Annotated in this window: 16 protein-coding genes; 3 read left to right on the top strand and 13 right to left on the bottom strand. The window is 61.2% G+C overall.

Going from position 1 to position 22235, the window contains the following annotated elements:
- Positions 1-431 precede the first annotated feature (431 nt).
- The 3 genes from tssM (NKJ13_RS23240) to tagH all read right to left on the bottom strand — a co-directional run bounded on the left by tssM (NKJ13_RS23240) (position 432) and on the right by tagH (position 6871).
- Entirely contained in the window at positions 432-3992 is a 3561-nt protein-coding gene (tssM, locus tag NKJ13_RS23240; RefSeq protein WP_352778472.1) for a type VI secretion system membrane subunit TssM, read from the bottom strand.
- A gap of 25 nt (positions 3993-4017) precedes the next feature.
- Positions 4018-5526 carry a type VI secretion system protein TssL, long form gene (tssL, locus tag NKJ13_RS23235; RefSeq protein ID WP_352778445.1) on the bottom strand — a complete coding sequence of 503 codons (1509 nt, stop codon included), beginning with the start codon at positions 5524-5526 and terminating at the stop codon, positions 4018-4020.
- Between the two features lie 301 nt (positions 5527-5827).
- A complete protein-coding gene (tagH, locus tag NKJ13_RS23230) occupies positions 5828-6871 on the bottom strand; it encodes a type VI secretion system-associated FHA domain protein TagH (RefSeq protein ID WP_352778443.1) in 1044 nt (347 codons plus the stop codon).
- A 304-nt stretch (positions 6872-7175) separates the two neighbouring features.
- Between tagH and NKJ13_RS23225 the strand changes: the two genes are divergently transcribed.
- From NKJ13_RS23225 to NKJ13_RS23215, 3 genes are read left to right on the top strand one after another with little or no spacing between them, the layout of a single operon-like run.
- Positions 7176-9503: a type VI secretion system Vgr family protein gene (locus NKJ13_RS23225; protein ID WP_352778441.1), complete on the top strand. Its 2328-nt coding sequence runs from the start codon at positions 7176-7178 to the stop codon at positions 9501-9503.
- A gap of 10 nt (positions 9504-9513) precedes the next feature.
- Positions 9514-9936: a DUF6484 domain-containing protein gene (locus tag NKJ13_RS23220; protein ID WP_352479429.1), complete on the top strand. Its 423-nt coding sequence runs from the start codon at positions 9514-9516 to the stop codon at positions 9934-9936.
- A 9-nt stretch (positions 9937-9945) separates the two neighbouring features.
- Positions 9946-11109 (top strand): hypothetical protein, encoded by a 1164-nt coding sequence (locus NKJ13_RS23215; RefSeq protein WP_352508027.1) that lies wholly within the window; start codon positions 9946-9948, stop codon positions 11107-11109.
- Position 11110: 1 nt separating this feature from the next.
- On the opposite strand, the gene NKJ13_RS23210 is transcribed toward NKJ13_RS23215, so the two are convergent.
- The 10 genes from NKJ13_RS23210 to tssJ are packed head-to-tail and all read right to left on the bottom strand — an operon-like array spanning position 11111 to position 22234.
- Positions 11111-12160 carry a hypothetical protein gene (locus NKJ13_RS23210; RefSeq protein WP_352778439.1) on the bottom strand — a complete coding sequence of 350 codons (1050 nt, stop codon included), beginning with the start codon at positions 12158-12160 and terminating at the stop codon, positions 11111-11113.
- Positions 12157-13245, bottom strand: a complete 1089-nt coding sequence (locus NKJ13_RS23205; protein WP_352508029.1) for a DUF2169 family type VI secretion system accessory protein — start codon at positions 13243-13245, stop codon at positions 12157-12159. The genes NKJ13_RS23210 and NKJ13_RS23205 overlap by 4 nt, the downstream gene beginning before the upstream one ends.
- Positions 13246-13248: 3 nt before the next feature.
- Positions 13249-13731: a hypothetical protein gene (locus tag NKJ13_RS23200; RefSeq protein WP_352479424.1), complete on the bottom strand. Its 483-nt coding sequence runs from the start codon at positions 13729-13731 to the stop codon at positions 13249-13251.
- A complete protein-coding gene (locus NKJ13_RS23195; protein ID WP_352508030.1) occupies positions 13731-14153 on the bottom strand; it encodes a hypothetical protein in 423 nt (140 codons plus the stop codon). The genes NKJ13_RS23200 and NKJ13_RS23195 overlap by 1 nt, the downstream gene beginning before the upstream one ends.
- Positions 14150-15019, bottom strand: coding sequence for a DUF4150 domain-containing protein (locus NKJ13_RS23190; protein ID WP_352479422.1), 870 nt, complete (start codon positions 15017-15019; stop codon positions 14150-14152). The genes NKJ13_RS23195 and NKJ13_RS23190 overlap by 4 nt, the downstream gene beginning before the upstream one ends.
- A 2-nt stretch (positions 15020-15021) precedes the next feature.
- A complete protein-coding gene (gene tagF / locus NKJ13_RS23185; protein WP_352508031.1) occupies positions 15022-15561 on the bottom strand; it encodes a type VI secretion system-associated protein TagF in 540 nt (179 codons plus the stop codon).
- The gene (gene tssM / locus NKJ13_RS23180; RefSeq protein ID WP_352778437.1) at positions 15543-19076 is read right to left on the bottom strand and encodes a type VI secretion system membrane subunit TssM; all 3534 of its coding nucleotides are present in this window, start codon (positions 19074-19076) and stop codon (positions 15543-15545) included. The genes tagF and tssM (NKJ13_RS23180) overlap by 19 nt, the downstream gene beginning before the upstream one ends.
- A 1-nt stretch (position 19077) precedes the next feature.
- On the bottom strand, positions 19078-20400 hold the full coding sequence (gene icmH, locus NKJ13_RS23175) for a type IVB secretion system protein IcmH/DotU (protein WP_352648175.1): 1323 nt from the start codon (positions 20398-20400) through the stop codon (positions 19078-19080).
- A 4-nt stretch (positions 20401-20404) separates the two neighbouring features.
- Entirely contained in the window at positions 20405-21739 is a 1335-nt protein-coding gene (tssK, locus tag NKJ13_RS23170; protein ID WP_023720336.1) for a type VI secretion system baseplate subunit TssK, read from the bottom strand.
- Between the two features lie 39 nt (positions 21740-21778).
- The gene (gene tssJ / locus NKJ13_RS23165) at positions 21779-22234 is read right to left on the bottom strand and encodes a type VI secretion system lipoprotein TssJ (protein WP_352778436.1); all 456 of its coding nucleotides are present in this window, start codon (positions 22232-22234) and stop codon (positions 21779-21781) included.
- Between the last annotated feature and the right edge of the window lies 1 nt (position 22235).

Raw genomic sequence — 22235 nt, 5'->3', positions numbered from 1 at the left:
TCGAATATTAAAATATCGAAATCTAGCTTTGATCGCGTGGCCTTTGTGGCGGGTCACCCCGAAAAAGAGCTGAAGAGATGATTTGAGGGCGCGACAGCGCTCCGTTGCCTGGTCAACTGCGCATCCTGCGATCTCCCCGCCTGTCACAACGTGCCGGTGCCGAAGTGTTCCAGCTCTTATCCCACAACCAACCGGGCAGCCCGTCAGGTACGCCGGAATGACGCCGTGTGATCTCGCCGTGATCGGTGCTCGAGACGACCACCTGGATGCCGCTGCCAGGACCCGGCATCTTTCAGGATCCGAGCGAGCGACGTGCCACCCAGCGCAAATTGCCGACCCCGTCGTTAAAACAGGAGCGTCGGTATATTCAAAAGATCGATCCTCACCCTAGCTTGGTTTCGCGATCTTACTTGCCTTCGGCGAGGTCAAATTCAAAACGCCTTCGGACAGCTGAAAGCAGAAAGTGCGGGAAGGAAGAAGGGGCTGGGTCCGGAGCCGGTCTGGATCGTATAGGTGACGTCGCGTCCGCCGATTACGAAGCGCGCCTCAACAGTGCCGTCTTTTCTGGTGATCGTCGCCTTGTCCAGCAACCGCTTCAGCGACCACGGCCCTTCGAAGCTGATAACGGATTCGCGGCCCGGCATTTCCGGCGTCAGCCTCAGACTGGCGGATGTCGAGGCCGCACCGGTCGGCCAGGACACAGTGCTTGGCGTGTTAGCCGCCTGGTTGCTCTGGACGATCTGGCCATCGACGTCGAGCACCGCAGCATCTGCATCTCCATTCAGCGAGAACGGAGTAAAGGTCAGGTTGACTGACGGCATTGACCCGCCCGACGGGAAAAATGCGCCGCGGATTTCCGCAGCCAGCTGAAAGTTTTTCAGCGTCGACTTCGACAGGTCGCGGCCAAAGCGTGCATCCTGTTTCCAGCTCCAGTCCTGGCCGCTCATGTCGATCAAGGAAGCAAGGTTTTGTGCGAAGAACCGGTCCATCAGGCCGCCCGGAGAGAACAATTTGGCGAAGTCCGCCATCGCAATATCCTCGGTACCATCGCCGGCGAAGGGGTAGCGGCCGTTGACCGCCTTCTCGCAGGGCTGCGTGACGGCCTGGTCGAGCATCTCATTCAGATTCGTCAAAGAAATTTCAGCCGTGTTGCCCTCAAATTCGTCTGCAGTTGCGTTGACCATTCTGCCGAGTTGCTTGGGCAGACGCGATGCATTGGCGCGAAGGGTGGCTATCTGCAGCTGCAGGTTGGCGTTGACACGTTCCGTCTGCGAAGGGACCTCGGTTGCCAGTCGCAGGCTCTGGTGGATGTCGCGAAAATTCTGGGTCAGCGCATCGATCGGTCGGTGTCCAAAAGGACCGCTTACCAGAGCCTGGAAGGACCTGAACTGCGCTTCGATGTTTGCCCCAGGGTTCTGGCTATGAAATTTCTCGGACCCCGTACCGGCACGGCTTTGCGATTTTGCGGAGCCAATTTGGATGCCGATGCGAGCCAGGCCCTTGGCCATGTCTGCGGCGTCCTGGGACTGGCGCAGGACGGTGCCGACCTGCATCCCAGTGCCCGAGTCGGCGCCGGAGACAGAGTCGCGCGCCAGGGTTGTTTCCTCGGCCATCGCGGTAAAAAGCTGTTCGATCGGCGAGCTTGGTGAGGCTACGGCGGAAAGCGCGACATAGTGCGGCTTGTCGTTCAGCATGGCCTTGAATTTCAATCCATCGAGTACGCTGTTCCACGCGGCTGCGAACTCCTTGCCGTAGCGATCGAGAAGTTCGGGGCCGAGTTTGAGCAACGCCTGATCGATGCCGCCTTGCTCGCCGCCACCGCCCAGAACCCACTGGTCGTCGACGAGTGTCTGGGCAATGCGCGAAAGCTGTCCGAGAAAAAAGTTGTTGAATCCGGCTCGGGTGTAGAGACCGGGTATACGAAGCTTCGACAGATCGCCGCCATCGACGCGCTCGAACACAAGCTGCGCTTCCGGTCCAGCTTTTTGAGAGACGGCAAAATCGTCCAGCGCAGCCGCATACACCGCCGACTTGATCAATGCTGACGCGCGATCCGCAAGGCTCATGCGCCCGAGCGAACGCTGGGCGGCTTCCACAAGCGGCTGGTTGAGTTCGAAAACTGGATCATAGGCATCGTCCAACGCGAGCATGGCGCGTAGGTGCTTTTCGAGCTGCGCGCGTCCTTCCCGGTTGCTCTCGCCGGGATACCGGTTCTTTTCCCAATCCTGCTTCATCCAAGAGATGATCAGTGCGTCATCGACCTTGGGTGCCTTGCCGCCGAGCATCAGGTAGATCTTGAGCGGTTCGTAAAGCGTGGCAGGCTCAGCCATCGTCGCCTGGACCGTCCGCTCAGCCTGAACGAGCAGACGCGACCGCAACATTCGTTCCAGTGCTTGCCGATAGGCCGTTGTCGATGCAGAACTAAGCCTTTCCCGCTGGCTCAGGCCGAACGTTTCGTCGATCGGGATCGGTGAGTCACTGCTTTCGAAACCGGCCGGCATGTTGCGCAATTGGTCGAGTGGCCCGATGACGTTTTCAAGGTCGACATCCGCGACCGTCGTGCTTTTGAGCAGGGCGTCCGCTGTCTCGCGATATTGGCTCGTCGCCTGCGTCGTAGAGGCGATCAGCGAGCGGTTGGCCATGAAGCTCATCCCGAGCGCGCCAAGGGCCGCTGCAGTGATCAAGGCTATGATGCCAAAGCCGCCATACCTGAGGGCCGCTGCCCGCCTCTCGGTCGCTCGGTCATAGGAAACCCATCCGGATTCAGCGAAAATGACATCGCTCAGGAGATCGTGCAAAAAGAAGCTCTTGCCGGTCCCGGACAGGTGGGGGCGGGAATTGTTGCCGAAACTGCGGCCGATTGCGCCCAAGACCTGATCGATGGGCGTTCCCTCCTGCGTCCCCGACGAGAAGTAGATCCCACGCAAACTGACGTTCACCTGGCCGCGCACCGGATCGAACAGGCTGGTCACGAAATTGGCAATTCGCCCCTTGAGCGCGTAAAACTGGGCCGGAAAGCCAAAGATCGATATGCGCGAGACCGGATCAAGCTCTTCCTGCAGGCGGTCAGCCATCTCGTCCGCCAAGCGGTTCGCCAGCGCATCGAATTCGGCCGGAGCCTCACCGGCCATGTTCTTGTTGCGGTCTGTGGTCTGGAATGTCGCGCCCCAGACCTTGCGCCTGCGCGGCTCCTCGAAACTGCTGAAGTATTCCATGAAGCCGGAAACAAGATCGGCCTTGGTGAACAGCAGGTACACCGGAAACTGGATTTTAAGCGTCTGGTGGATCTCCCTCAGGCGACTGCGTATTTCAACGACTTGGGCATCTAGCTGCTGGTCATCGAGGCTGATGAGGTCGGCAAGGCTGATGGCCAGGATGACCCCGTTGATCGGTTGCCTTGTGCGGAATTTCTTGAGCAATGACAAAAACGCAAGCCAGCTCTTGCTGTCGCTTCCAGCACTGGAATCCTGCGTGGTGTAACGTCCTGCCGTGTCGATCAGCACAGCCCCTTCAGTGAACCACCAATCGCAGGAGCGGGTGCCGCCAACACCGGCCACCGGCTGGGCGTCTCCTGAACCGGCAAGCGGAAAATTCAGACCCGAATTGACCAGTGCCGTCGTCTTGCCGGCGCCCGGCGGGCCAATGACGATGTACCATGGAATATCGTAGAGGAAATTGCGCTTGCCGCTCGAGCGTTTGAGTGTTCCGATGGCCTCACTCATGCGCGCCTCGAGCACCGGTGAATCGTCATTGCCCTCGTCGCCGCGAGCAATGACGATCTCGAGCGCTTTTTGCGCCTTTCTCACCTGCCAGACGCGCACTCCGTAAACGAGGGCCGCGGTCGCTACGATCGTGCCGATGATTGTCGCGCGCAACCAAACAGGTCCCAGCGGCCGGATATCGGCGAAGCGGATCAAAGGTCCAGCAAACCAGATCGCTGCCGCGAAACCGGCCAACGCGGCCGTGCTGAATATCCGCGGCAGCCAACGCATCACTGGCGTTTCCCACCGGCGGTCTTCACAGCGTTTCCTCCTTGGGGATCATCACGTCGACACGGCGGTTCTTGGCGCGGCCCTCGGACGTCGCATTGTCGGCAATTGGCTCATCTGCGCCCTTGCCATCGGCGGTCACTCGCGCGGGATCGCTAAGTTTCGCGGCGATCATTGTTCCAACAGCCTTCGCGCGGGCGACCGAAAGGTCAAAGTTGGATTTGAATGCGCTCGATTTCCGTGGCTTCACGTTGTCCGTGTGGCCAACGATCCTGATTGGCCCCGGCTCGTGCTCAAGGGCTGCGGCAATCTGTTCGGCCAGTGACTGAGACTCAGGCTTCACTTCGGTCTTGCCCGGCTGAAACAACAATTGATTGTTGATCTCCACTACGATGAAGTCGCCTTTTGTGCCGATGGTCATCCCGCCGCGCTCGACTTGCGTGGACAGTGCCGAGCGGATGCGGTCGATCTGCTCGGTTACGGCAGGCGAGGCAACTGTCGCCGGTTCGGCAAGTGGGGGTACCACACTGGCGCGCTCGATCGTCACGGGTGTCGAGGGATTGAGCGCCAGCAACTGTCTGGCTGCAGCATCGCCTTCATCGGTCACGAACGCCCGCAACATGAAGAACGCGGCCGTCAGCAGGGCTGATGCCGCGGCGGCAACGCCCCAGAGCGGCAGGCGGGTCGAAGACGGCACCATCGTCGCCGCCATGCTTTGCCAGTGGGGGGAGATGTCCTCTCCGGCGCGGGCCCTGAAGTAGCGAAGCGTCTCGTAGACGTCGCGCCGCACACGTTCGAGACTGATATCGTCGCGCGCCAGGCCCCGATACTGGCCCTCAAATCCCAGGGACAGGCAGACATGCATCAGCTCCAGCAGGTCTAAGTGTGGCTCCGGATTGGCCAGCACCTTGTTTAGCGCTTCGAAAAAGCCGGCGCCCGTGGCTTCGAGGTGAAAAAACCGCGACAACATACTGTGCTGTGCCCAGGTGTCCTTGCCGGTCCAGGGCAGGTTGCCAACAAGATCGTCGGCAGTTTCGCAAAGGGCGAACTTCGCGATCCGCGCATCCTCTTCGGCAACGCCCGACTTCTCCAGCGTCCGGTCGAACCTCTCGATCGCTTCGGCGATATGCTCGGCCAGTGGCGCCGCCTGTCTTTCAACCGGCACAAGCCTGAGATGCCCGAACAGGACAAGCAATGGTGCTGACGCCGCGAGGATCGGATTTGCTGTCGAATATTTGACCGTGTCGGCGGCTTCGAGCAGCACCTCCTGCTGAATGATCGGCCTTGACTCGGCTGTCTCGGCTTTGGCCGCTGCACCGGACGACGCTCCCTGATAAAAAATGGTTCCGGATGTCCAGTCCGGCGGCATATGCCGACCTATGTCAGGATCGAAAACTGTCGATTCCTTGACGTCCAAGGGCCTGACCGGCTTGGCAATCGGTTCATTTGCGGCTGGTTTGGCATTCTGCCCGCGCCCTGGATTGGTGCGGATGACGGTCTTGCCGACCGGGCCGAAAGGATCGTCCTTCGAGCTCATTGCCGATGTGCCGCCGCGATGCAATGTCCGCGCTCGCGTTCGAGAGGCGCCAGATCTTTCCTGGCCGGATAGGGCAAGCAAGGGGCCGGCCAGCGAGCCCTTGGTCCGCAGCAGTCTTTGCTACAAGAAACGATGTCGCCGCAATATGACATCTGCCGCAGACCCCCAGGTCAATCAGGCTTACCCGCCTGGCGAACGGTCGTATGTGATCGTAATCTCAGATGTTGTCGATTGGAACATGATGCGGTGCGCCGATGCGCTTTTCTTCGTCAGCTAGAGCGGCGCAGTCTATTGGGCCGGTCTATTTGTGCTTGTCAGCTTTGGCATACGCCTCGCCGAAATAGGCCAAGAATATATCCAGCATGCCGTTTTCATGGGCTTCCTCCATGTTCCGCCATGTCGCGACAAAAGCGTCCCATGCTTGGGCCTTCTTGGAGGTGAACGATGTCGGTGGAAGCTTTTTGCCGATCGCTTCCGGCGACAGGTCGTCAAGCAGTCGCGACAGCGCAGCTTGCATGGCGGCATAAGTCGCAAATTCGTGCGTCTTGAGATCGCGGAACGCATCTTCGACGCTGTGCCTTGCATCGAGATAGCCGGATCTGCGCCGTGCAAACATGATTTCGAGGATGTCGTCGATCCCCGGCACGAACTTAAGCGGGTTGTTGTCGGCGGAGCTTATCATTGTCCGGTGCGTGCTCTTGGCCAGCGTTTTGGCGGCCGCACGTGCCTTCAGCAGCATGGCCAGTTGCTCGACCACCACCCGCAGGACCGAGCCAATTTCGGCCGCAACTTCATGCGGGTCCCGCGACTGCAGCAGTTCCGGGGAAATACCCGCTCCAATCGCGATTTCCCGCAGCACCTCGTCTCTCGTCGACGGGACCGACGCGGGCGGCGACGGTGCTCGTTGCCCAAGCCATCGCTGTGCCGAATTCAAGAAGGGCTCGCCTCCAGAGTCAAGCGGCCGATCGGCCGCGATAGGCATGTGTCGTTGTGTCGAACCTTCGTCGCCTTGCGGATGGGTCGGCGAGGCGCGCTCGTCAATCGATACAAAGATGACGTAGCGGCCGACCAGGAGCCTGTCGCCGTGCGCCAGCCGGTGTGGACCGGTGATGCGTTGGCTCGATCCGTTGATGAAAGTGCCATTGCGCGAGATGTCATGCAGCCAAAACGCGCCTGCCTCGTATCGAATTTGGCAATGCCGGCCGGAAATGAACTTGTCCGGGTCGGGTAAGATCCAGTCGCAATTTTCGCGTCCGATTTTGAAGGTGCGATCACGCGATCTGTAGCCGGGGGATACGCCAGCGGGCAGGACATCGACATTGCTGATCTGCAGACTGATTAACATGCACAATCGCCTGTGTGATCGCTGGCGGCCTTGTCGGCACGATACTCCATGTTTTTAACGTGGCTAATCCAATTTCGCATCACATTGGCGCAAGGCAGCGGGCGAACCCTCGATCTTGCTGCTTCGCCCAGCTATGCATGCCGCTTTGGCCCGCGCAACAACATGTGGTACGCTCAACACGGACCAGCAACCCAGTGAGAATTGTTTGGCTTTGAGTTCCTGAACCTGCCGTCGTTAGTATAGCAGGACAGTATAGCAGGACCTTCAAATCCACTGGCGGCAGGGTCCAGGAGGGGCACGACCAATGCCGAATGAACGTGCCACGGTTGTGGAGACGCCGATTGGCGCCGAGCTGTTGACCTTCACGCACCTTGTCGGGCGCGATGAGATAAGCCGTTGTTTTGGCTACACCGTTGGGTTCGTAAGTACCGATCACGACATCAATCCGCTGAAGATGCTGGGTGGGGCCGTCTCGATCGAAGGTGAATCCGATCCAAAACGTTGGTTCAGCGGCCTAGTGTCCGAGTTTAGACTTACCCGGATCGAGGACCAACTGGCCTATTACGAAACGGTCGTCAGACCATGGCTCTGGTTTCTCGGAACTACGACCGACTGCCGCATTTTCCAAAACATGAGCGTCGTCGAAATCGTCGAAGAAGTATTTTCAAAATACAGCACCGCAAAATACGAGAAGCGCCTGCAAGGCTCTTATCCGCCGCGCGAATACTGCGTGCAGTATGACGAGACCGATCTCGATTTCGTGCAGCGACTCCTCGAGCACGAGGGCATCCTGTATTTCTTCGAGCATGGCGAGGGCAAGCACACGCTTGTGCTTGCCGATTCGATGAGCAAGCTGAAGCCGGCGCCGGGCTATGAAAAAGTGCCTTATCACTTTGAAGGGCAGGGCTCCCGGCGGGATGTCGAATATATCACGGAATGGATCCCGGGCAGTTCGGTGCGGCCGGGCGCCTATGTCCATACCGACTATGATTTCAAAAAGCCGGGCGCCGACCTGATGGCCAAATCGGCCCAGCCGTTCAGTCACAAGCTGGCTGCGGGTGAAAATTACCGTCAGCCCGGCGCGCATCTCGAAGTGGGCCGAGGCGACAGCCTGGCGGCAATCCGGCGCGAGGAAATCCAGGCGGTGCACCAGCGCATCGCCGCGGTTGGAACCGTGCGCGGCCTGTATTCAGGCTGCATTTTCAAACTGGACGGCTTTCCGCGCGAGGACCAGAACCAAGAGTATCTGGTGGTGAGCGCCGAATACAGACTGTTCGACCCCGGCTACAGAGCCCATGCGGATGTCGAGAGCGAGAACTTCAAGGTGATCCTTGGCGTGGCACCCACGGCATTGCCCTATCGTCCGCCACGGGTCACGACACGGCCGATCATGCGCGGCCCTCAGACGGCGACTGTGGTCGGTCCGTCCGGCGAGGAGATATTCACCGACAAATATGCGCGCGTGAAGGTCCAGTTCCATTGGGACCGGCTGGGCAAGAAGGACCAGAACAGTTCGTGCTTCGTGCGGGTTTCGCAGACCTGGGCCGGCAGCGGCTGGGGTTTTATCCAGATTCCGCGTATCGGCCAGGAGGTCATCGTCGACTTCATCGAAGGCGATCCTGACCTGCCGATCATAACCGGCAGGGTCTACAACGCCGCGCAGATGCCGCCTTATGGACTGCCCGGCAACGCCACGCAATCCGGCTGGAAATCCGATTCGTCGAAAGGTGGTGGCGGCTACAACGAACTGATGTTCGAGGACAAGGCAGGCTCCGAACTGGTCAACTTCCAGGCGCAGAAGGACCATCACCTTCTGATTAAGCACGACCGCAACAAGTTGGTGCAGCACGATCAGTCCGACCGCATCGACCACGACGCCAAGCACTCTGTCGGGCACAATCTCGACGAGGACGTAGGCAACAACAAAACTGTCAAGGTCGGCGTCGACCAGACAACTAACATCGGGTCGAACGACACCGAGACGGTTGGGGTGAATCGATCGCTGACAGTCGGATCGAACGAGAGGATCCACATCGGCGCGAACTCTACGGAAAACATTGACGCCAACCATTCGCAGACCGTAGCGATTGTCCAGACGATCACGGTTGGGGCGGCGCGCGTCGATACGGTCGGTGCCTCCGAGACACGAAGCGTCGGCGGACCGCAAACGAATACGATCGGTGCGACACGATCGGTTACTGTAGGCGCGGCGCAGAGCCACACGATTGGCTCGGCAGACAAATGGCAGATCGGCGCCGCGCAGACGGTTGACGTCGCCGCCGACCAGAGCTTTACTGTTGGCGGCGCCCATTCCTCGCAGGTCGGCAAGGCGCGGCTGGCCAAGATTGCAGCGGACGAGGGGATCGAGGTCGGCGGGGCCTACTCGCTAAAAGTCGCCAAGGCGAGCAGTGTCATTGTCGGCGAAGACGGCGTGATGAAGTTCGGCAAGAAGCTTTACGTCGAGGCGGCTGACGAGATCACGCTGAAATGCGGCGATGCCAGCATCATCCTCAAAAAGGACGGCACTATTAGCGTCAAGGGCAAGGACATAAGGCTCGACGGCAGCGGCGACATCGACGTGAAGGCCGACGGCAAGACCAAAATCAAAGGCAGCAGTGTTCACAACAATTGAGGGCCGAGCGATGGACGTTGTGGAGCGTGTTGATGGGGTGATAATTGGGTTGCTGATCGGCTTCGATGATGGCTCGCCGCTCGTCGTTTTCGTCGGCAATCCCAGCGACACGGCGCTCAAGGCCCGCAGCCTCGCCGCTCTCGACGCTTCCGCTGTCGGCTCGGAAGTGGCGCTGCTGTTCGAAGCGGGTGACCCCGCCCGGCCGCTTGTGGTCGGACGGATAGTTGATCCGCGTCCCAATCCGCATCCCGTCGAAGTGTTGCGCGACGGTGAGACGGTGATATTGAATGCTCGCGATCGCATTGAGTTCAGATGTGGCTTGGCGTCCATCATTTTGGAGAAGAACGGGCGCGTCTCCATTCGCGGCACACAGCTCAACAGCCACGCGACCGGTACGAACCGTATACGAGGGGCGGCCGTTCACCTGAATTAGGTCAAGCCGATGCAGCGCCTTGCGACGATCCCCGCCATCGTTGACCAGCACGCGGAGGACGCCGCTTTCCTCTGGTCACGGCGGCGCCGCGAGATCGATGGACCGCTACTGGGCGAAATCGACATCGGCCGCATCGACCAGCGGCTGGACGCCAATCTTGAAGGCCTGTTCGCGTCGGGCGAGGCTGCGTGGGCGGCGGCGAAGGCGCGTTTCTCCGATTATTCTGAAGCCCCAGAGCTCTTTGTCATGGCGTGCCTGGCGCTCCATTGGGGACTGGAAAAGCCGCTTGCCGCAGTGATCGAGGCCGCCGCCGCACTCGGCGAAACCGGCATCAAGGGTATATCAGGCGCCATCGCCCGGACACCGCGCGAGAAACTCCGTCCTTTTGTCGCCAAGTGGGTCGATTCCAGGGAAACGATGCTAAAATGCATCGGGCTTTCGGCGCTCTGGCACCATCGCGCCGATGCCGGCCCGAGCCTCGGCGATTTAGTCGCAAATAGCCAGGCTGAGATCCGTATACGAGCATTGCGGTTGGCTGGCGCGTTGCGCCGCCGCGATCTGCTCCCGGCGGTAGCTGAGCGTCTCGCCGCCGATCAGCTGCCGGAACGATTGGCGGCCTCGATCGCCGCTTGTCTCCTCGGCGCGGACCGTATGGCCCTGCCTGTTCTTGATGAATTGCTTGCCTCGCGTAGTGTTCCCCAAGGTGAGGTGATCGAAATCCGGCTACTCGCCTCGGCGGGAACTCCCGCAAAGGCCTGGCTTCAGAAATGTCTAAACGAACCTTCGTTGCGACTACCGGCTCTAGCCACCATAGGAATGCTTGGCGACAGATCAATCGTCCCCTGGCTGATCGAACGCATGCGCGAGCCCCAATCCGCTTATGCCGCGGGCCTCGCTTGGCGCGATCTGTTCGAGGTCGATTTCAATGATACCGACGTCTTCACAGTCGATACCTCGCCGCTTGGAAAGCCATTCGCCAAGATCGAGGACTCGCCGCTTCCAATGGCCGAACGCGCGAGTGCATGGTGGGACGATGGGCGGGGACCGGGCAAACACGTCGCATTCCGCTCCATGCGTCGGCTGCGGCTCGCGGCCATCCGAGCCTCTTTGGACAACCGTGACCTCCCATTGGCCGACTGGCGGCGCACGCAGCGCTTCCCCGCCTGGATGTAATTCAGCTGGACTTTACCTGGCTGACCAGCGCCGTGGCGCGCAATCCGGCTTCGGACGCAACTTCGCACATAGCTACCGGACCGGGCGCGTAGCCGGCGGTGAAACTGTCGGACGCCACGAGTAGCGCCAGCGCCCCACCGGCCGCTCCCACCTCGCCGACGGTCATCGCCGGATAGGCAATCGGCAAGATCTCACGCCGTGTACGATAGAAGCGAGATCTTGCTATATTTGCTTCCCACCCGCTATAGCGCTCCCCATTGCCATTGCTGACGACAAAGACGATGTCAGGTTCTTGCGGACCACTGTCGGTCCCATTCAAGGCACCCTGAAGCGCACCAAGCAGCGCCTTGCCCTGGCTGTATCGCTCCGTCAGAACACTATCGGCTTCCTGAGCAAAGCCGGCGCCGTGGATGGCGGCGAGACACGATGACTTCGAATCTGGTCTCGATTGCAAGCAAACAAAGGCTGCCGCCTCTCCGGGAACAAGCCCTTGAGAATTGTCAGAGCCCTTCAGCCGTCCCGCCTCGGCGAGCCGAGCGATATCCTTGTCGTTGACCAGACTGTCGACGCCGCCGAGCAAGACGCGCTCGACGCCCGGATGGGCAAGTATCTCCGGCATTTTCTGAAGCACGCCAATGCTTGCGGCGGCGCCGCCATCGAGCGCCCGCGATGCCTCATGGAATGGTCCGCCGCATGAGCGCACGACGACATTCAGGAAGCCAGAAGGGTATTCTTCTTCGAAGGCCGCATGGTTCCTGAACTGCTCCGGTAGCACCAGGATCAGCACGGTCGTTCGCGGATCCGCCGCCGTCGATGCGAGCGCGTCCATGATGGCGCGCACCGCCATGTTGACCAGCCAGTCCCAATCGGTGGTTTTCAGTGACCAGTGAGTGGGAATGCGCGAGACGATCTGCGATGCACCCATAGGCTCGGCCGGCAGGTACTCTTCATAGGCGGAGAGCCCGGCGCGGATCGCGGCGAGCGTTTGCCGCCGGTTCAGGCCGGCGGGCGTCACCGCGCCACCGCCGACGATATACAATGGCCGATTCATGGGAGCCACGCCGGGCGTTCGCTAATGGTTCCGTCAGTCCCGCGCAGCGCAAAATAGTCCTTACCCTTTCGTTTCGCCGCAATCAGCGCCGGCGTGACGTGCCCGAAGACAAGTTCGCGCAGCGCAGGCCGGTTGCGCCGCGTCGTCATAGCCACCCGCGCCTTCATCGTGACCCTAAATATGTCGGGCTCGATGATGATCGTATCCACTTTGAAAACTTGGTCTTCGACGCGGTCATCGAAGATCAGGCGGATGGGCGCGACCACGCTTGGGAGCTTGAATTTCCACCGGCCGCCGGGAGTGAGTCCTATAAGAGTGACCTGATCGCCGCCGTTGAGATCGGGAAGTTGCTGGTCCGCCGGCGCCGCGAGATTGTAGCGCGGATCGCAATCCTTCGGTGGCAAGGGCCACTGGGAGTCGATCCAGGCCTGATCATAGGTCCCTGCCAACGGCAGGCGCGGCTGCCACCCGCGCCCGAGCGCCCCGAAACCGGCCGGCCGCGGCTTGTCCGAGGGACTCATGAATGGCTCGGCCGGGTAGGTTATGTTTGGCGCCTGCGTCTTGACTGCTGGATCAGCCGAGCGGGCAAGGGCGAAACCCACTCCCAGCGGATTGTGAGGATGGGTCTTCAGATCGGCGGTGGTGCCGCCGTAGGCGCGTTCATAGACGATAGGCATCCGTGTGAATGGATGTGGCGCGCTATAGCTGCCGGCATCGTACATGCGGTCGCCGACGATACTGAGTACCTTTTGCAATGGCCCGAACTTCAGTCCGGCTTGCATTTCTCGAACCGGCTTCCCGTTCGGCGCGTATGCGGTGCCGTTGACGATAACGTCCACGCCGGGCTTGCGCATAGCGATGTCAGCCTCGTAGCGCGTCGATGAAAGAGCAGGATCGCCGAAAAAGACGTCGCTGAGCGTCACCGGCAATTGTTCCTGGGCCGGTTCCAGGGCTGTCGTTTCCTCCGCGCCTTGGAAGCTCGCCGAAAAAATGCCCAGGAAAACCTCCTGACCTTCCGCATCAGGCAGTGTGTAAGACCCTACAGCGAAAGGGGTACGATTCTCCAACCAGACCGCAAAGCTCATCGGTCAGCACCAGGTTCTGTTCTCATCCATGCCGATCGGCCAGTACGGCATACAGGCGATCAGGCGCACCAATTCCTTCTTCCTAGCGTCGATCAACCATTGCAGAAGCAGGGTTTCGGGATAGATGACCTCTCCAGAGCTCTTGTTGGCGTCGCAGCAATCGAGCCAGTAATTGCGTACAATCCACACCACGTGGCCATGCGCGGCAGCGCCGGCGGCGCGCTTGTTGAACGCCTTGCGGATAGCCTCGTCGCGGTTCAATCCTTGCTGTTGTTGTGCTTTGACCGTGTCTGCCCACCAGGGCGCCGCGATCTCGTAGGCCATTTGGATGTCTTCCAAGTACCCGTCGAAAAGATCCTGATGCCGCCCCGAACTCTGGGCGAGCTTGCGCGCCGCGATTTTCGCATCCCGGGGCTCGATGTAGCCGGGCTGGCGCAGCAGGCGGCGAATGCCGCGGTCGGTTTCAAAATAGGTGATAAGCGCCATCAGGTGATCTCTTCGTCCTGGTCAAGCCCGATCGGCACAAAAACGAAGCCGTTGACCACTTCGGTCAGATCGGGGGCCTTGCTGGGGATGTCGTCGATCAGCAAGTCTATATGGCCGACATAGCGGGGGCTGTCGCCGAGGTCGTCGACACCCCACTTTTCCTCAAGCGACTTCTCGGCTTCCTCCACGAATTCGTGCTCGTTCTTTCGGTTCAGATTCTCCACCTCGAAATAGTGCGTGCGAAAGATATGCAGAAAGCGCGGGTGCCCGGAAATTCCAGTCGGCCAGATTAGTGAGATGGCATCAAAGCTTTCGACTGCAACGATGCCGCTCCACCAAGCATTGATTTCGGGCAGGAGCGCGCGCAGTTCGGCGATGTAGCGCTGCTGGATATCGTCGTAGCTCTTGGCGATCGCGATCATGGCGCACCTAGCTTTGTCGCATAGGCTTCCGCCTGGCTTCCCTGACTGCGAAAATGCGCTTCGCAGTGCGGCTTGACCCTGCTTGCCCGTTCGAAATACTTCTTGAAATCCGCAAGTTTCATATTGCATCCGCCAAGCGCCCAGGCCACGCACAGCGGCGGCTGATGGTCATGGGTCATATGGCCTTTACCGCGCGCCATATCCTTCCCATGGACAGGATCCTCGTATCGTACAATCGCCCCACCGCTCGGTCGCGTCGTGCGCCAGTGAGCGCGCTTTACCCGCGCGTCGTCCCGCTTGCATTCCCAGCATGGTTTGTTGCGGACCGCCTTCTTCTGGGCCGGGGAAGGATCCTTATCTGGTCTGTGGACCTTCGCGTCGTAAGGCTTGCTCGGACAGGGGCCGGGTGTGATACCCTTGCGTCTCAGCAGCGCCTTGAAGGTATTGATCGCTGTCTGGTCGATGCAATTGGGTATATCGCTTGCCGTATTCTGAGCCATCATGTCGCCGTGGCGATCGACCCCCTTGCCCTCCGCCTTGACCGTGAACGACCACAATTTGAAAACGCCCTTGCCTTTGATCTTGTGGGTGATGACGCCTGCACCGAGACCTTGGGTCGCCGGCTCGTTGCCGGTGCTGGTCGAAATCTCCGAAGAATTCTCGATCGCCGTCGGCTCGCCGTCGATTTTGACGCTTTTGGTACCCTTCGACAGGTCGGAAGAGGACAGCATATTGACATAGGGCACCGGAACCGGGCCCGCCGGCGGCGACGGCGGCGACAGACAGACATCGCCCGGCGCGATCCCCTTGCCATTGCTGCCCTTGTGGAAGAAGCCCATGTTCTCGGCGAAGACGGTAATGGCCATAATCAGCTTTCCTCGGCCGGCAGAGGCACGGTACGCATAACCGGCAGGGCGTTGTCGGCCAGATCATGAATGTCTTTGAAATGGCATTCGTGCACGTTCCAGCCGTCGCACCAGAAGACGATCTTGGGCTCCGCGTGGTTGGCCGGCGTCGGCTGAACCGCGTTGATCCGCTCGGCAACCATGGCACTCGTCCAGTAGTGCGCCACCGCGTCACCTGCGATCTCGGACACAGCATCGAACCATTCGTCTTCCATGCGGGGCGGGCGTCCGACGGCGGCGACTACGAATGGATATCTGCGCCCGACGCGATCCTCGCTCATCCGCCACGCGCCTGCGCAAGGCTGATCGCAGAAGATGCCAGCCGGCACCGTGAAGCGCCAGACATGCGGGTCAAGTTCGCCCTCGTCTGGTCGCGCTAGCAACTCCATCGACATCCAGCGGTCCCAGCGGTCGATGAAGGTCCGCGGCAAGTTCCACGCGACAAAGTCGCCCGTCGTCGGGATCTTGCCGAAAAATCCAGTGCTCATATCTGCGGCGGACATGAAAATTTCTTGAACATCTGCAGGTTATAGGGATTTTCGACGCTGGCGGCCTTGAGTTGGAAATCGGCGTACATGCCGTTCGTCCCCAGGCGCAGGCTGTAGACATCCGACAGCGCGGTGCCGGTGAAGCGACCGCTGCGCAACATTCTCAGCCACGCCCAGCTACCGGTCTCGTTGAGCAAGATTTCGGGCGAGCCATCGATCGGCTGGAAGGCAAGCGAGATGACCCCTGTGCCGTCCTTGCCGGGCCATGTCATCGGCTGCGGCCTCGTTGCATTGTTATAGTAGACGAGGTTCTGGCCGTCGAGGTTGAGCGTCACGCGCGCAACATTGGGCGACAGGTCCTTCGGTTCGAGCGTGAAGCTCATCAGCGGGCCTGTACCGCCGGGAAAGAGATCATCGCGGATCCGTCTTGCCTGTTCGAACGCGGCCAGTGCCGAAGGATCGAGGCCGAAATCGGCGCGCCATTTCCATGGCTGCGCCGACGTGTCGACATAGCTGATCAGGTGGTCGTTTATGAAGTTGTCGATCAGCCCTGCCGGTCCGAACAGGCGGGCGAAGTCGCGAACATTGACGTCTACGGCGCTGTCAGGGCTGAAAGGATAGCGGTTGTTGAGTGCTGCCTGGCAGAACGGCAGGATGTCGGCTCGCCAGATCGCGTTGAGCTCCGAGGTGACCGCCTTCTGCGTGAGGCCGCTGGTATCGCCGGCAATGCCGCCCAACCAATCGTCGATTGGGTCGGGCAGGATCTGCGCCTGCCTGGCAACTGCTCCAGTCAGTTCTGCCAGGCCGCCCTGCTTCTTGATGGCGTCCTGAGGATCGGGATTGGCCGTTACCGTCTGCAGCACGTTGGACAGTGCGGTGAGGGCGACAATGGCGGCGTCGAGCGCCGGCGGCTGGCCCTCGACCTCGGCGATGGCACCCTTGAGCGGCTTGAAATGCTCGGCCACCAGACTGCCGGTAAGATCCACTTCGTCGGCGGAGCCCGCACGCGGCAAAAGCTTTGCTCCGGTTTTTACGATCTTGCCAAGCTTGCCCAGCTTGCCAAGCAGTTTCGAGCCACCTGCCGCCGCCTTGTCGTTTGCCGGCGCTTCATCGGATCGCGTAAGCTCGGTCTCCTGGACCACCGCGGTGACCAGGCGCTTCAGCGCGGAGTCGGCGCTTGAAAGATCCTTGAGGTTTTCACTGGCGACGTTTAGGTCGGTTAGTGGCGCAAGCCTCATGTCGCGCAGGAAGCTGTCCCATTGCGCGATATAGTCGTCGTAATAAAGTTTCAGAATATCCTCTGACAGCGCCGACACCGAGGTTTCGGAATTCTCCGAGCAACCGCCGGCGAACACCGCCCGGTCGAGTGCTGCCTGGGCGGCGACATCCTCGACCCGGTCGAGAATGGCGTCATGGAAGCCGGCATAGGTGAACGCTCCCGAAATGCCGACCCGAAGCGTCTTGTCGGAACGCCGCGCAAAGACTTTGGCGCCGTTTGGGCCGGCGAAGTTTGCAGGGATCCATTCCTTGAGCGCAGCCACCGCCGGGTCGGCCAGCAACTGCTTGTAGGCACGCGCCGGCAAGGAAATCGTGCAGACGGTTTTTAATGCCTCTGCAACCAGTGCCTGGTCCGGGGTGATATAACTGGCGTCAACCGCCATGCGACGGATCGCGGCAAGCTGGTGCTCTTCCGCGTCAGCTGTCGGGAAGGGGGCCGCGGCCGCGAATTCGGGCAGACTGTTTACCCACCAGTTCTGGGCGAAATCCGGATCCATCTGGGAGAGGCCGGTCATCATGCGATAGGTCTTCAGCGCGCCAAGCATGAAGTCCGGATCGCGGATCTGCCGCCACATCGTCGCCTCGAGCAGCGCCACCATGTGCGGCTCAAGAATATTGCGCAAAGCGTGATCGTAAGTGTCGGTCTGCGCTCGCACCAGTTCCGCCGAGGCTGATGGCCCCAGCAAATCCTGTGCTGCGCCAGGCGGTGGGGTGCGGGCATTTGCGACCTCATCCATGGCACCGAGGGCGACATCGATGGCAGGCTGTTCTACGGATGCCGGGTTTGCCGCGGCCGAGGTCAGTGGCGTCTGCAGCGCCTCGAACTGGCTTGCCTGGGCCGCGATCGCGTTGCGGTTGTCGTAATAGGACCAGGTGAACAGCCCGCTGACCAGCAGGGCGGCTGCGGCACATGCGGCAGCCGCGCCACGCCAGACCCAGGCGCGGCGGCGTTGCGCCAGCGGATCGAAGGTGCCGAGGCCGGCTTCCTTGAAGATGACTTCGGTAAGCAGATTCTTTAGGAAGAAGCTGCGTTTTTCGACACGCGGCGCGGGCAACGCCCGGCGCGGCGGAAGGCCGAAGGAGGCAGACAGCGCTGCGGTCAGCCGGTCGATCGGCGCCCCTTCCTGGGTCGCCGATGTCAGATAAAGGCCACGCAGCCAGGGGGCCTCCTCATACCGGCTTTCCCCGAACATCGCCTCGACCAGTACCTGGATCGGCTCGGAAAGGCTGGCGAGTTGGGCGGGAAACCTGAAGATTTCGGCGCGGGCGGCAAGCTTGTCCTCATCCTCCAGCCGGGGCACCAGCCGCCGCTCGAGCTCGGTTGCTAACGTCGCGATTTCCCGCTCGATGGTCCTTGCATCCACATGCGCGTCGAGTGCGAACGTGGTCCCCCAGACCTGCTCGCGCGCCGCCGTCGACAAACCGCCGAAGAAAGCCTCAAATCCCTTGATCAGGTCGGCTTTGGTCAGCATCAGATAGACCGGAAGGCGGATCTCGAGGCGATCGTTGAGCTCGGCCAGCCGACGCCGGATCTTGCGGCCATGCGCCTTGATGGCGTCGTCGCCCTCCGAAAGCACATCGATCGAAAGCGCGACGATCACACCGTTGAGCGCGCGACGGCCCCGGTGCTTCTTCAAAAGGTCGAGGAAGCCCAGCCACTCCACCGCGTCGACGTCGGGTTGGCTCTCCTGTTGGACATAGCGGCCTGCAGTGTCGATCAGAACCGCGCTCTCCGAAAAGAACCAGTCGCAATTGCGCGTGCCGCCGACCCCTTGCAGGTCGTCGGTCAGGTCGATCGGAAAGTTCAACCCCGACTGCCGCAAGGCTGTGGTCTTGCCGGTGGCCGGCGGCCCGACGATAACGTACCACGGCATCTCGCGCAGGAACTTGCGACCGCCCAGTTTGCGGCGCTTCAACTCGGCCATGACCTCGGCGAACTTGGCACCGACGGCAGCGACATTCTCTTCGCCGGGGCTGAGTGGCTTCTCCACCGCCGGCGCGGCGATTTCGGCGACGAACATCCGGTTGGCACGGATCGCCCGACGCTGGGCAACGATCAGCCAGATCAGCCAGAAGATGACCAGCAGCGCGATGATGACGATGCGCACATTGTCCGAGGCGAAAGGGTCGTAGGGTCCGACCCTGACGATCGGCCCGAATACCCAGATCACCAACGAAAGCAGCGTGATGCCAATCAGTGTCCACAGCCAGCGCGATGTCAGGACCGCCCAGAGGAAGCGCAGGATGAACATCTCACAGCCTCTTTTCGACCAGCACCTCAACGCGCCGGTTCAGGGCCCGGCCCTCGCGCGTGCCGTCGTCGGCCACTGGATCCGTGGCTGCCCTGCCCTCGGAATGGACGCGTTCCTGCGGCACTCCGTTTTGTACCAGCATGTCGGCAATGGTCTGGGCGCGAGCCTCAGACAGTCGCTGGTTGGTCGACAGCGGATTGGTTCTTTGCAGAGGAACCCCGTCCGTATGTCCGACCACAGTGATGTTGCCGATCAGGTCACGATTGGCAAGGATCACCTTGGCGATCGAGCCGATCAGCGGCTCGAATCCTTCCGTCAGTGTTGGCCGCGACGACTGGAACAGTTCGGGGTTGGATGCCTGGATGACCAGCTTGGCCAGCGAAACGCTCTCCGTGCCGCTGAGAGCCGATCTGAGATTGCCCGGCGCCCCGGCCTCAAATTCGGGCAGCAGTGCAAAATCCACAGTCTCCGGCGGCGGGACATCGACCGTTGGCGACACGCGGCTGATGTCGCCACGTGTCGGCGGCGGCAAGGCGCGGACCAGCGCTGAAAGCTCAACCGCCTGGCTGCTGAGTCCCATCGAGAGCCCGACATAAGTCGCGGTGGCGATAACCGTTGCGGCCAGGGCCATCACCCAGATCGGAACGATGAAGCGCTGCGGCTCATCGGATGCGATGACGCCCTTCCAGTTTGGTGACAGCGGGGCATTCTCGGCGTCGGCATCGCGCAGGAAACGTGCCGCGGCCACACGAACGGCATTGAGCGAGCGATCGCCCGACCGGCCGGGCACGCGATACTTGCCGCGAAAACCGAGTGCCAGGCAGTCATACTGGAGTTCGAGCAATTCGCGATCTCGGTTCGGATGACGTTCCAGTTCGTCGAGCCGTGTAAAGAACTGCGTGCCGGCGTCGACATCGCCCCGCAACATGACCACAAGCGGCTGACGCGGCCACGCGCTGGCCCCGCCCCAGGGCGTGTTCAGTGCCAGATCGTCGAGCAAGGCCGCCACCACCCAGGCTGCCTGATCGGCCCGTTCCATCGACGACCCCGCCGCCATTGCCGTGTCGCGTGCCCGAACCAGTTCTTCGAGCAGCCTGGTGCGTAACACTTCCGGATTCTCCGGTGGCAGCGCGCTCTCAAGCTCCGGCGCAAACTCGAGCAGGGGCGCGAAGGCGTTGACAAGGCCGTTCGGGTGGGTGCGCGAGCGTTTTACCGGCCCGCCCGGCAAGGATGCCGCCATCGGCCGCGGCATCGGCGTGCCGGTCAGCCTGATGCGAGTGCGTTCGCGATCCTCCGACAGTCCGAAAGGATCATCCCGGCTCATGGTTTCACCTGTTCACCGAATAGCAGTCCACCTGCGGTTCGCTCGGCAGTACACCCGAAACGCCAATGACGAAGCCTGGGGCACCGAGCAGCGATGCCCAGTGCTCGCTTTTCTGGTCGAGCTCAAGGCACAGCCGATCGCCGTCGTAAGGAATCTCGCGCGGTTGCGAATGAAGCGGTTTCAGCGGGATGCCGGGCAGGCGGGACTTCCACAGGCCCTCGAACTCATCCGCGGAGCCCACGGTCGCCTGGTTGACGAATATCTTGCGTAGCGCGTCCTCCGACAGTTCCGAACCGACCCGGATGACGATCCGGCTGGCCACCAGCAGCTTCGGATTGTCGATGCGGATTTTCCAAACATTGGTCGAATGACGCATGACGGGCAGCGCGCGCGATTTCGGCTCGATGTAGCGCAGGCTCAGGATCAGTGAGCGCAATGCATCCGCCAGCGCCGAAAACGGTGGGCCGGGCGCCATGTGATCGTAAGCCGGCAGCTCGCCCAGTCGCCGCGCGCTCGAGCCGTAGGTCGCCATCGAACCGGCAAGCCCGGCCAGTTCCAGATAGAGTTCGGCCGGATGGAAAACATCCTGCGCCAGCATATGGGCCAGGCGCGGACGCGCCGCGTTGGCGAGGTTGAGCATCAACAGGTCTTCGACACTGCGCCCTGGCCCGCCCATGACCATCTTGCCATGCGCCTCGGCGATCTGGTCAAGGCCTGTGACGACCTCCAGAAGCAATTGCCGGTACCAGGCCACTGCACCAGTAACCAGGGCCGGTGGCAGGAATGTCTCGTCCAGCGAAACGCCGCCATCGGCGCGAACCCCCTTGATGTCGGCTATCGGCAGGGCGGTATAGCCGCCGACCGATTTGCCGGGTGCAAGCAACAGCGATTGCGGTCGGGCGATTTCGATTTCTTCGGGGTCTGAACCGCCCTGGACGGCATCGCGCACCGAAACGATCCGTCCATGATAGCGCGCACCGCTGGGTGGCGCATGCGCGGGATCGAAGCCAACGCCGCCGGCCGGCTCGAGCGGCAGGGCGACCAGCACTGGGCCGGCGCCTGTATCCGGGGTGACCGGCAGCGGACGCGGCGCGTCCATCAGATCCGGAATGGAGAAGGGGGTACCGTCAGGGAAAATGCCTCGTGCAGACAGGATCGAGATCTGGCCGGCATCGAGCAATGCCTTATCCAGGGTCAATTGCTGAAAGCCGAACGTGTGCAGCTGGCCGGCCTGCAACGCGCCGCGCACAGTCGCCTCGAAGAAACGGTCCTGCTGCTGGAAATGCTGGGTCCGCAGAAAAAGGCCCTCCGACCACAGCACCCTGTTTGCATCGCTCATCCGGCTACTCTCTGCATCGAGCTCCCCTTGCCTTGGCCGTCAGGCGGAAATGCCGCCGCTGCCGAGTGTGACATTGATCGCAAAGTTTGATCCGGGCGAAACCGATTTGGTCGTCCGCCAGTTTCGCCCGCCAGGCTCACGGATAAGTGCAACGAAGCCCAGGGCCGTCGCATCCGGTTCAACCGTAATGGTCTTGGTCGCGGTTTTTCCAGGCGCGACGGCAATCTGGTCGGATCCGATGAGATCACCTGCCAGTGCCGAGCCGGCATCCCCTTGCAAGGCAAAGTAGTCGGCGGAGTTGAACTTACCGGTGCTGCGCAGCCGCATGACCAGCACCGTCACTGGCCTGTCGCCGCCGCCCGGTCCAGGGTTCATGCCGGCCGCCCCTGACAGCTTGACCGTGATGACCGACGGTTTTGGCGGCCCGGCGCTTTGACAGGCCGTAAGCAGGCCGGTCGCACCCAAGGCAACGATAAATTCGCGTCGATCGATCATG

The organism is Mesorhizobium sp. M0174, from assembly GCF_040322275.1.
In the GTDB taxonomy this organism is placed as follows: Bacteria; Pseudomonadota; Alphaproteobacteria; order Rhizobiales; family Rhizobiaceae; genus Mesorhizobium.
This window is presented reverse-complemented; position numbering and strand designations above follow the sequence as displayed.

Coding starts and splice junctions, on each gene's coding strand:
- tssM (WP_352778472.1), bottom strand. CDS start 3,992: ATGCGTTGGCTGCCGCGGATATTCAGCACGGCCGCGTTGGCCGGTTTC.
- tssL (WP_352778445.1), bottom strand. CDS start 5,526: ATGAGCTCGAAGGACGATCCTTTCGGCCCGGTCGGCAAGACCGTCATC.
- tagH (WP_352778443.1), bottom strand. CDS start 6,871: ATGTTAATCAGTCTGCAGATCAGCAATGTCGATGTCCTGCCCGCTGGC.
- NKJ13_RS23225 (WP_352778441.1), top strand. CDS start 7,176: ATGCCGAATGAACGTGCCACGGTTGTGGAGACGCCGATTGGCGCCGAG.
- NKJ13_RS23220 (WP_352479429.1), top strand. CDS start 9,514: ATGGACGTTGTGGAGCGTGTTGATGGGGTGATAATTGGGTTGCTGATC.
- NKJ13_RS23215 (WP_352508027.1), top strand. CDS start 9,946: ATGCAGCGCCTTGCGACGATCCCCGCCATCGTTGACCAGCACGCGGAG.
- NKJ13_RS23210 (WP_352778439.1), bottom strand. CDS start 12,160: ATGAATCGGCCATTGTATATCGTCGGCGGTGGCGCGGTGACGCCCGCC.
- NKJ13_RS23205 (WP_352508029.1), bottom strand. CDS start 13,245: ATGAGCTTTGCGGTCTGGTTGGAGAATCGTACCCCTTTCGCTGTAGGG.
- NKJ13_RS23200 (WP_352479424.1), bottom strand. CDS start 13,731: ATGGCGCTTATCACCTATTTTGAAACCGACCGCGGCATTCGCCGCCTG.
- NKJ13_RS23195 (WP_352508030.1), bottom strand. CDS start 14,153: ATGATCGCGATCGCCAAGAGCTACGACGATATCCAGCAGCGCTACATC.
- NKJ13_RS23190 (WP_352479422.1), bottom strand. CDS start 15,019: ATGGCCATTACCGTCTTCGCCGAGAACATGGGCTTCTTCCACAAGGGC.
- tagF (WP_352508031.1), bottom strand. CDS start 15,561: ATGTCCGCCGCAGATATGAGCACTGGATTTTTCGGCAAGATCCCGACG.
- tssM (WP_352778437.1), bottom strand. CDS start 19,076: ATGTTCATCCTGCGCTTCCTCTGGGCGGTCCTGACATCGCGCTGGCTG.
- icmH (WP_352648175.1), bottom strand. CDS start 20,400: ATGAGCCGGGATGATCCTTTCGGACTGTCGGAGGATCGCGAACGCACT.
- tssK (WP_023720336.1), bottom strand. CDS start 21,739: ATGAGCGATGCAAACAGGGTGCTGTGGTCGGAGGGCCTTTTTCTGCGG.
- tssJ (WP_352778436.1), bottom strand. CDS start 22,234: ATGATCGATCGACGCGAATTTATCGTTGCCTTGGGTGCGACCGGCCTG.